10 protein-coding genes are annotated in these 10180 nt (G+C 44.6%); all 10 read left to right on the forward strand.

Annotation, left to right across the window (positions count from 1 at the left end; all coding sequences use genetic code 11):
* Positions 1–3 precede the first annotated feature (3 nt).
* The 10 genes from galE (at position 4) to HUK38_RS11590 (ending at position 9705) form a co-directional block, all read left to right on the forward strand.
* The gene (galE, locus tag HUK38_RS11545) at positions 4–1014 is read left to right on the forward strand and encodes a UDP-glucose 4-epimerase GalE (protein WP_182584485.1); all 1011 of its coding nucleotides are present in this window, start codon (positions 4–6) and stop codon (positions 1012–1014) included.
* A 145-nt stretch (positions 1015–1159) separates the two neighbouring features.
* The gene (locus tag HUK38_RS11550; protein ID WP_338065411.1) at positions 1160–2341 is read left to right on the forward strand and encodes an AI-2E family transporter; all 1182 of its coding nucleotides are present in this window, start codon (positions 1160–1162) and stop codon (positions 2339–2341) included.
* Positions 2342–2421: 80 nt separating this feature from the next.
* Positions 2422–3411, forward strand: a complete 990-nt coding sequence (locus HUK38_RS11555; RefSeq protein WP_238787619.1) for a serine/threonine protein kinase — start codon at positions 2422–2424, stop codon at positions 3409–3411.
* A gap of 64 nt (positions 3412–3475) precedes the next feature.
* Entirely contained in the window at positions 3476–4195 is a 720-nt protein-coding gene (gene rph, locus HUK38_RS11560) for a ribonuclease PH (protein ID WP_182584487.1), read from the forward strand.
* A gap of 30 nt (positions 4196–4225) precedes the next feature.
* Positions 4226–4846, forward strand: coding sequence for an RdgB/HAM1 family non-canonical purine NTP pyrophosphatase (rdgB, locus tag HUK38_RS11565; RefSeq protein WP_182584488.1), 621 nt, complete (start codon positions 4226–4228; stop codon positions 4844–4846).
* Positions 4840–5562 (forward strand): YggS family pyridoxal phosphate-dependent enzyme, encoded by a 723-nt coding sequence (locus tag HUK38_RS11570; protein ID WP_182584489.1) that lies wholly within the window; start codon positions 4840–4842, stop codon positions 5560–5562. Before rdgB ends, HUK38_RS11570 begins: the two co-directional genes overlap by 7 nt.
* Positions 5563–6006: 444 nt before the next feature.
* Positions 6007–6960 (forward strand): ribose-phosphate diphosphokinase, encoded by a 954-nt coding sequence (locus HUK38_RS11575; RefSeq protein ID WP_182584496.1) that lies wholly within the window; start codon positions 6007–6009, stop codon positions 6958–6960.
* Positions 6961–7103: 143 nt separating this feature from the next.
* Positions 7104–7712 carry a 50S ribosomal protein L25/general stress protein Ctc gene (locus tag HUK38_RS11580; RefSeq protein WP_182584490.1) on the forward strand — a complete coding sequence of 203 codons (609 nt, stop codon included), beginning with the start codon at positions 7104–7106 and terminating at the stop codon, positions 7710–7712.
* A 49-nt stretch (positions 7713–7761) separates the two neighbouring features.
* Positions 7762–8352, forward strand: coding sequence for an aminoacyl-tRNA hydrolase (pth, locus tag HUK38_RS11585; protein ID WP_338065412.1), 591 nt, complete (start codon positions 7762–7764; stop codon positions 8350–8352).
* Positions 8353–8367: 15 nt separating this feature from the next.
* On the forward strand, positions 8368–9705 hold the full coding sequence (locus HUK38_RS11590) for an alanine/glycine:cation symporter family protein (RefSeq protein ID WP_182584492.1): 1338 nt from the start codon (positions 8368–8370) through the stop codon (positions 9703–9705).
* Positions 9706–10180 lie beyond the last annotated feature (475 nt).

Genomic DNA, 10180 nt, shown 5'->3' on the forward strand with positions numbered 1-10180 from the left:
ACAGTGAATATTTTATTAACGGGTGGCGCTGGTTATATTGGCAGTCATATTTTAGTTGAGCTATTAAATGCCGGTCATTATGTTGTCGTTGTGGATAATTTTTGTAATAGTAAAATAGACGCATTGCACCGTGTTCAAGAAATTACAGGACAGTCATTTATCACTAAAAAACTGGATTTGCGCGACGCAACAGCAGTCGAACAGGTGTTTAAAGAGCATTACTACGACGCCGTTATTCATTGTGCCGGACTTAAAGCGGTCGGTGAATCAACCCAAATACCTTTAACCTACTATGACAACAACTTAATTGGCACAATTTATTTGTGTAAAGCAATGGCACAAGCTGGCGTTAAAACCTTAGTCTTTAGCTCTTCAGCGACGGTGTATGGCTATCCAGCTACTGTGCCTATTGATGAAGACTTTCCGTTGGCAGCCACTAATCCATACGGCCGCACGAAATTATTTATTGAAGAACTATTGCGCGATCTCGCTGTTGCTGATTCAAGTTGGAGAATCAGTTTATTGCGTTATTTCAATCCAATTGGTGCCCATCCGAGTGGACGCATTGGTGAAAATCCCAATGGCATTCCAAATAATTTATTGCCATACATGACTCAAGTTGCTGTTGGTAAATTACCAGAATTACACATATTTGGTAATGATTATCCAACGCCAGATGGCACTGGCATTCGTGATTATTTGCATGTCACGGATTTAGCGCGTGGCCATTTATGCGCAATTGAACAATTAACACAATGGGCGGGTGGCATGATGGTGCATAATCTTGGCACCGGGCGCGGCTATAGCGTATTAGAAATGGTCAATACATTTGAACAAGTAACAGGGCAAGCCGTGCCTTATCGTATAGTCGCTCGCCGTCCAGGCGATATAGCAATTTGCTATGCAAATCCCCAGCGTGCCAATCAAGAACTGGGATGGACTGCACAAATGAACCTCGATACCATGATCGCAGATAGTTGGCGCTGGCAAGTGAATAATCCACACGGTTATTAACATAAACTATGATTAGTTCAAGACAAGTTTTTTTATTGATTAAACCCTTGTTTTCATAAATAAACAACTTTTTCACAAACTCACATTCCACATGATGGCTGATACCATGAAAAGAGAAACGGTTAACAACACGACTGTGTTACTCATGACATTTGTCATCAGCGCCCTGTTTTTAACGATGATTCAACAGTTTTTAATGGCGCTACTGTTATCCGGTTTATTCAGCGCACTTGCACGGCCGCTGTATTTACGTTTAGTGTACTGGAGTGGCGGGCGCTACCAATTAGCGTCACTATTGACACTGCTTATCATAGTTGCATTATTGTTAATCCCAGCGGTAATTTTTGTCAGTATTGTCGTAGCGCAAGCAATTGATGTGAGCCAATCTATTACGCCCTGGATTAAAAATTTGCAAGAGCCTGGCGTATTTACTGACAAACTTAGCTATTTACCATTTTATAAAGAATTGCTGCCTTATCAAGATATTGTAATTGCTAAAGCCGGAGAAGCAGTCAGTTTAGTGAGTCAGTTTTTGATTAGTGGTTTGTCATTTGTGACCTTAGGTACTATTAACTTTGTGTTTATGGCATTTGTCACGCTGTACAGCATGTATTTTTTACAAATTGACGGGAATAAATTAGTGATGCGTATCCTGTATTATTTACCACTTAAAAGCAGTGATGAACATCTGATGTTAGAAAAGTTTACCTCAGTAACCCGTGCCACATTAAAAGGCACATTGCTAATTGGACTATTACAGGGCGGATTGGCTGGAATTGCATTTGCGGTTGCTGGTATTAATAATGCCGTATTTTGGGGAACCGTAATGGCAGTGTTATCTGTCATTCCGAGTGTTGGATCAGCACTTGTCTGGGTGCCAACCATCATTATTTTACTTATTCAAGGACAAATCATAACGGGCATTTTATTAGGATTATTTTGTGGATTAGTTGTGGGTAGCCTTGATAACGTGTTGCGTCCAATTCTTGTCGGCAAAGATACCAAAATGCACGAATTAATGATTTTTTTAGCCACCCTGGGCGGTATTTTCATGTTTGGTATTGCAGGGATTATCGTTGGTCCATTGATCGCGTCATTATTTATTGTCATTTGGGAATTATACGGCAGCACCTTTACGCACGTCCTGCCAGCAGTGGATTGGATGCCCACACTATCAGCCTTATCAAGTGAACACTTGTCGCCTCATTCAACTGCGACTTCATCAGGATCAAAAGAAATATCTATTGAAAAACAAATCACAAATGACAACACGCCGACGATCTTAACCAATAAAAATATACCGCCATCGCATGATGCGATTAACTGAAAAATCAGTTGTCAAATCACTATAATACCTGTAAGCTACTTTAATAATTAAACAACAAATCAGGTAAACACATTTAATAAATGTCTATGGTAGCACCGACACGCGACTCGCTGGATCCCGGCACCTATATTGACTGCTACCGCATTGTTCGTACAATTGGCAAAGGTGGATTTAGTTTAATTTATCTTGCCAAAGATGACGAAACTGGCGATGAAGCGGTCATTAAAGAATTTATGCCAAAAAAAATTGGGCGACGTGATACAAATAAATGCTTACAACCCATTGATGAAAATAACCGTCCTAATCTAATTCGTAGCCTGCGCTTATTCTTTCAAGAAGCCAAAGCAATGGCCGCGCTCCGCCATCCCAATATCGTTCAAGTGCGTGGGTTATTTCTCACTAATAATACGGGTTATTTAGTGATGCAACATGAACGCGGCCGCAATCTTGCACAATTTGTCCATGAACGCGGCGGCGGACTCAGCACCACTTTATTATTGCGTATCTTTTTACCATTACTTGACGCTTTAATGCTTATTCATTCGCGTGGAATGCTGCATTTAGATATTAAACCCGGTAATATTCATTTACGTCATGGGCATGATCCATTACTGCTCGACCTCGGCGCCGTGCAGGTCATGTCGTCGGGGCGCAGCCTCGGTGGTCAGGTGATTACTGCCGGCTATTCGCCACCAGAACAGTATACGGTCGGTGGCAACATCGGGCCGTGGACGGATGTTTACGCCGTTGGTGCGGCGATGCGTTCTTGTTTGGATGGCAAAACGCCGCCGCCGTCGCCAGAGCGTGTCGAAAATGACACAATGGTGCCGCTTGCCACATTATTGCGTGATCGTTATCCGCAAGTATTGCTCGAAGCCATTGATTGGACTATGGATTTACAGCCTGAGCGCCGCCCACAGGACGCTGGAGAATTTTTAGCAATGTTACATAGTCAAGAATCCGCCTTGCCCAAAGCAGCGCTGCGCGAGTTTATGCCAACGCGGTCGGCTGGATTAGAATCAAGCACTTTAACAACAGGTTTACGCATGGATACTTCGACCATGTCTTAATAAAAAAAGCGGTTTTATTTAAACTTTTTATTAATTTCCTACTCAGTTTCGGCAAATATCAATAATGATAAACCGCCCATCTCAACGCCGTAATGATGAATTACGTCCATTACAATTTATTCGGCATTATACCAGCCATGCTGCCGGGTCTGTATTAGTTGAATACGGCAAAACAAAAGTGTTGTGTACTGCCAGTTGCAATGAACAAGTCCCCGCTTTTTTACGCGGAAAGGGACAAGGTTGGATTACTGCTGAATACGGTTTATTACCGAGTGCGACACATCAACGCACCGAACGTGAAGCAACTCGCGGTCGCCAAACTGGCCGCACATTAGAAATACAACGGCTCATCGGTCGCGCATTACGCATGGCCGTTGATTTAAATGCATTAGGTGAACGAACGATTACATTGGATTGCGATGTGCTTCAAGCAGACGGTGGCACGCGCACTGCGGCAATTAGTGGCGCGTGGGTGGCATTGCACGACTCATTGGATTTTTTAATACAAAAAAAATTGCTGGTTCATTCACCCTTGCGCCATCAAATCGCGGCGGTCTCAGTCGGTATTTGGCAAGAATTACCGATATTAGATTTGGATTATGCGGAAGATGCACAGGCAGCAACGGATATGAATGTGATTATGACAGCGACGGGTGATTTAATTGAAATTCAGGGTACGGCTGAACAACAACCATTTAATCGTCATGAACTCAACACACTGCTCGATCTCGCCACCTCCGGTATTGAAATCATCCTTGCCGCACAGCGTTCGAGCCTCGCTTAATCGCGTCAATTAATTAGGCACATTTGTGACATGACTACTATTTCCCAGCAACGTATTGTATTAGCCAGTAATAATGCAGGCAAAGTGCGCGAAATTGAACAATTATTAGCACCAGCCGCATTAACAATTATTCCACAGGGCCAATTTGGCGTCACTGACATTCAAGAAACGGGATTAACTTTTGTAGAAAATGCAATTATCAAAGCGCGCCATGCTGCCGCTCAGACTGGTTTGCCGGCAATTGCAGATGATTCAGGTTTAGAAGTCAAAGCATTATCCGGCGCTCCCGGTATCTATTCAGCGCGCTATGCTGGAATAGGTGCAAGCGATGCGGAGAATTGTGCCAAGTTATTAACTGCTTTAGCAGAACAATCAAATACAGATCGGCGAGCGCGATTTCAATGTATTATGGTTTATTTGCGTCATGCGACTGATCCAACGCCAATTATTTGTCAAGGAACCTGGTATGGTGAGATTTTATTGGCGCCACGGGGTAATAATGGTTTTGGTTATGATCCGCTCTTTTGGGTCGCCACCGAAAATAAAAGCGCCGCTGAACTTGATGCTGACACCAAGAATGCGTTGAGTCATCGTGGCCACGCATTACAGCAATTAGTGCAATATTTAACTGGCGCAAATTATCAATGGTAACTTTGGTTTCTACGCAGTCTGAAACACTGCTTGACGCGCAATTAGCGGCAATAAGAATGCGCATTCAAACGGCCGAAACGCAATTCGGCCGCCGCCCCGGCAGTGTGGCGTTATTAGCGGTTAGCAAGCAACAGCCAATTACACGACTGCTTGCGGCTTATACCGCCGGGCAACGGGCATTTGGTGAAAGTTATGTGAATGAAGCCTTGACGAAACAAGCCGTTTTGCGCGAGCAATTAATAGATTGGCACTTTATTGGGCGCATTCAAACAAATAAAACACGCTTAATTGCAAACCATTTCAATTGGGTGCATAGTGTGTCAGATTTTACCCACGCCCAGCGGCTGTCTCAACAACGCCCACCGGATTTACCACCATTGCACATTTGTATTCAAGTGAATATCAGTGCTGAAGAAACTAAAAATGGATTAGCGCCGGCGGCGCTTGCAGATTTTATTAAAATTGTGCGTGAGTTACCCAGGTTATCCATTGAAGGTTTAATGACATTACCGGCGCAGACGGATGATTTTTCAATACAACGCCGGACATTTGCGGATTTGCGAACATTGCGCGATCAATTAGCCAAACCAGAATTACCGCTGACGACGTTATCAATGGGCACATCCGATGATCTGGAAGCGGCGATTGCTGAAGGTGCAACTATTGTGCGAGTGGGAACAGCATTATTTGGCGCTCGGGCGGGAGATCATTTTTAAAAGTGAATTGTACCAATGTGAATTGATCGTTCCTGCGTGAGAATGCAATCTTCTTTAAATAAATAATCAGTTAGACTCTAAATAGAGTCATTCCTGATAGATAGTAATTGTTCAATCGCTGCCTAATTAAAAATTGCCATTTTGACATAACGCATTGTCGTCGTTAATTTAAATGATAGCCTTATGTGTTTGACACAAATATCATTATGATAGCAAATAAGAGCTAGTCGTTATGTTATTAAGCGGCGTAGATTGCGCAACGTAAATGATATGTATGAATGGTACCGCTAATTGTGATAGATTTAGGCGTCTAACGTGCACCAACATCTTCAGTTATTACAATGAGTGATGCGGTACTGCTTATCAACTGATGTGTCATTTGATATTGGCACATTAAAATATTCACGCGCTCTGCCGCGCTTTGTTTTAGGAATCAAATCGGTTATGCCCGCTAGTCACATGATGGTTTTTTCCGGCAATGCTAATACAGAGCTGTCTAATGAAATTGTCGGTCATTTGAGTATTCCATTAGGTAAAGCCATTGTCGGACAGTTTAGCGATGGCGAAGTCATGACTGAAATTCAAGAGAATGTGCGCGGGCGTGATGTCTTTGTCGTTCAATCAACCTGCGCTCCGACTAATGATTATTTAATGGAATTATTAGTCATGATTGACGCGCTGCGTTGGGCGTCGGCAAAACGTATTACGGCGGTCATTCCTTATTTCGGTTATGCCCGTCAAGATCGTCGTACCCGCTCGGCACGAGTGCCAATTACGGCGCGTTTAGTGGCGAAAATGATTGGCTCAACTGGCGCGGATCGCGTATTGACAGTTGATTTACATGCCGATCAAATACAAGGCTTTTTTGATATTCCAGTAGATAATGTCTATGCTTCACCTATTCTGCTGGGTGATATTTGGCGGCAAAAATATCCTAATTTAATTGTGGTGTCGCCCGACGTCGGTGGTGTGGTGCGGGCGCGGGCATTAGCGAAACGATTAGATGATGCCGATTTGGCAATTATTGATAAACGCCGCCCGCGGCCGAATGAAGCAAAGGTAATGAATATCATTGGTGATGTGCGCGGGCGCTGTTGTGTATTAGTAGATGATTTGGTGGACACCGCCGGCACCTTATGTAAAGCGGCTGGTGCATTAAAAGCGCACGGCGCGGAAAAGGTGGTTGCTTATTGCACTCACGCGGTTTTATCAGTGCCGGCTGTGGAAAATATCATTGCTTCGCAATTAGACGAGTTGGTGGTGACTAATACCATTCCATTACGGCCAGATGCGCAAGCCTGTCAAAAGATTCGTATATTGAGTATTGGTGAATTACTTGCCGAAACAATGCGGCGAGTGTCAAATGAAGAATCGGTCAGTTCGCTGTTTATTGATTAGTGATCCTGTGATGTTCATTAAACAGATGTAATGGTCGTGTCATGCAATAATTCCCAATTTTGTTTGGGGTATTACTGCGGATGTCATACCGCCGATCTGGTCGCGGATCGGCGGTTTTATTTATTGTAACAAGGAGTATTTTCATGAGCGAAACTTTTATTATTAATGCCGAGCCGCGTAGCGATACGGGGAAGGGTGCGAGCCGCCGCCTGCGTCGTCAAGGTTGGGTGCCGGGGATTGTGTATGGCGCAAATCTACCGCCGCAAATGATTAGTGTTGAGCATAATGTGTTAGTTAAACAATTGGCGCATGAGGCGTTTTATTCCACACTAATCAATTTGTTATTGGATGGTGAAACGACGCAAGTGGTCTTAAAAGATTTACATCGCCATCCGTCTAAACCATTTATTTTGCACCTAGATTTATTGCGTGTTAATCAGGATGAAGCATTGCGGTTGACAGTGCCAATTCACTTCTTAAATGAAGAAACCTGCAAAGGTGTCAAGCTGGGTGGGCAGGTATCCCATCATATCACCGAATTAGAAATCACCTGTTTGCCGCGTGATTTGCCCGAGTTTATTGCGGTTGATATGATTGATCTTGATATGGGCGATAGTATTCATTTGGCGGATATGACTTTGCCAGCCGGGGTTGAATTGGCGCATGCGCTTGATGCGGATACGTTAATTGTTGTGGTCCATACGCCACATACCACAGGTGATGAAAGTGGTGACGAGAGTAGTGCCTCTTAATTATTAACAAGGCGTTGTATGGAATTGACTCACTGAGGAATGATGTGTGGTGAATACGGCAATTCAATTATGCGTGGGATTAGGTAATCCGGGTGCGGAATACGCAATGACGCGCCATAATGCTGGGTTTTGGTTAATTGATCGTATTGCTGCCGTCTATGGTGAGCAATTCCGTACTGAGGCACGGTTTCATGGTCAAGTGTGTCGCATTCATTGTCATGGACAGGAGGTACGCTTATTGAAGCCCATGACGTTTGTGAATCAAAGTGGTCGGGCAGTAGCCGCAATTGCGCGTTATTTTAATATTCCGTCAGAACAGATTTTATTGGCTTATGATGAATTAGATTTACCACCGGGGCAGGTACGATTAAAACAAGGCGGTGGACATGCGGGTCATAATGGTGTGCGTAATACATTGGCATTATTAGATGATGGCAACTTTTGGCGCTTGCGCATTGGTATTGGTCACCCGGGTACAAAACAGCAGGTGGTGAATTATGTATTAAATGCGCCATCAAAAACGGATACTGATTGTATTGATACGGCATTAACATTGGTGGTACAGCAGTGTCCAGAGTTATTTGCTGGGCAATTCCAGCGCGTGATGAATCGGTTGCATGTTAAACCAGCGAGTGAATAAAACATGATGATTGGAATGGAACAACTGACTAATTGGATTAATACTGTGAATGGCGTGGTGTGGGGTCCGCCAATGCTGGTGTTAATTCTCGGCACGGGCTTTTTTTTAATGCTTGGCTTGCGCTTGATGCCGTTAATGAAACTCGGCTTAGGTTTCCGAATGGTGTGGCAGGGGCGCCGGCAGCAGGGCGCGGGTGATATTACACCATATCATGCGCTGATGACGGTGCTGTCGGCGACGGTCGGCACGGGCAACATCGCGGGCGTGGCGACGGCGGTGTTTCTCGGCGGGCCGGGCGCAATTTTTTGGATGTGGTGTACGGCGTTAGTCGGAATGGCAACAAAGTACGCCGAGGCGGTGTTGGCGATGCACTACCGCGAGGTGGACGGGCGTGGCAATCATCTCGGCGGGCCAATGTATTACATTAAGCTCGGGTTGGGCAAAAAATGGCTGTGGATGGCGACCGCATTTGCGCTGTTTGGGGTGCTGGCGGGGTTTGGAATTGGGAACACTGTACAGGCCAATTCTGTCGCGCAGGCTGCGCTGACGTCATTCGGAATTCCTTTGTGGATCAGTGGGTTGGTGATGAGTATCTTTGCCGGATTGGTGCTGCTGGGCGGTATTCAGCGCATCGGCGTGGTCTCCGCAGCATTAGTACCGTTTATGGCGATACTCTATGTTAGCGGCGGATTAGTGGTATTAACAATGCACATTGATCAAATTATTCCAGCGCTACAACTCATTATTCATCAGGCATTTTCTCCAACGGCAGCGGTTGGTGGTTTTACTGGCGCAAGTATTGCCGCGGCAATTCAATTCGGTGTGGCACGCGGGATTTTTTCTAATGAAGCGGGATTAGGCAGCGCACCTATTGCCCACGCCGCCGCGCAATCTAATGATCCTGTCGCGCAAGGCACGGTGGCAATGATTGGCACTTTTATTGACACCTTAGTGATTTGCACCATTACCGGCTTGGTAATTATTGTTTCTGGCGAATGGACATCTGGATTAACTGGGGCGGCCTTATCCACCAGTGCATTTGAACATTCATTACCGGGTGTGGGCGGTTACATCGTGGCAATTGGGCTGGTGTTATTTGCCTATACCACTATTCTTGGTTGGAGTGTGTATGGAGAACGGTGCGCGGAGTATTTATTCGGTGAGCGGGTAATTGTGCCGTTTCGAGTATTGTGGGTGTTAATGATTCCAGTTGGCGCATTGGCGCAGTTGGATTTGATTTGGTTAATTGCTGATACGTTGAATGCGTTAATGGCACTGCCGAATTTGGTAGCATTGTTATTACTTAGTCCAGTGGTGTTTCGCTTAACGCGGGAGTATTTTACAATTAAATAAGCGATAGTTCTATTACGCATCTCCGGGCGTACTGCGCTCGGATGTTGCGTAAATCTTTTTATTCCCCCTGCTTTTTTTATTACTCCTTTCCGCCTTATTGTGTCATTTTGAGTGGCGTCAGTAAACCTGATTGCTCAAGTGACCATTCTATATCAATTATGATGTGGAATGAACTGCATCACTTCAGCTTTCTGAAAATTTGTAATGATGTGGGTTGAAAAACGCCGCATTTGATTATTTATTTCTGAAGCAATCTATTGCCATTTACATTGTCATTCTTCATTAAAAACTGGTGCCATTATCCATGAACCATGCCATTCAACACTATCAACGCCAATTAGATGATTTACAGCGCGTTGCCGGTGCTGATAATGAAGGCAGCTTGCGTGATGCGTTTCAAACTTTGTTAAAAACGCTCGGCCATGAACAGCAGTTAATTCTGGTGAATGAATACGAAATCAAAACTGCGGCGGGT

The organism is Thiospirillum jenense, assembly GCF_014145225.1.
Taxonomy (GTDB): Bacteria; Pseudomonadota; Gammaproteobacteria; order Chromatiales; family Chromatiaceae; genus Thiospirillum; species Thiospirillum jenense.

What these genes read in the sequence shown, in the direction of transcription:
- rdgB (WP_182584488.1), top strand. Translation starts at nt 4,226, where the DNA reads ATGACTACTATTTCCCAGCAACGTATTGTATTAGCCAGTAATAATGCA.
- HUK38_RS11575 (WP_182584496.1), top strand. Translation starts at nt 6,007, where the DNA reads ATGCCCGCTAGTCACATGATGGTTTTTTCCGGCAATGCTAATACAGAG.
- HUK38_RS11570 (WP_182584489.1), top strand. Translation starts at nt 4,840, where the DNA reads ATGGTAACTTTGGTTTCTACGCAGTCTGAAACACTGCTTGACGCGCAA.
- HUK38_RS11550 (WP_338065411.1), top strand. Translation starts at nt 1,160, where the DNA reads ATGACATTTGTCATCAGCGCCCTGTTTTTAACGATGATTCAACAGTTT.
- HUK38_RS11580 (WP_182584490.1), top strand. Translation starts at nt 7,104, where the DNA reads ATGAGCGAAACTTTTATTATTAATGCCGAGCCGCGTAGCGATACGGGG.
- rph (WP_182584487.1), top strand. Translation starts at nt 3,476, where the DNA reads ATGATAAACCGCCCATCTCAACGCCGTAATGATGAATTACGTCCATTA.
- HUK38_RS11555 (WP_238787619.1), top strand. Translation starts at nt 2,422, where the DNA reads ATGTCTATGGTAGCACCGACACGCGACTCGCTGGATCCCGGCACCTAT.
- HUK38_RS11590 (WP_182584492.1), top strand. Translation starts at nt 8,368, where the DNA reads ATGGAACAACTGACTAATTGGATTAATACTGTGAATGGCGTGGTGTGG.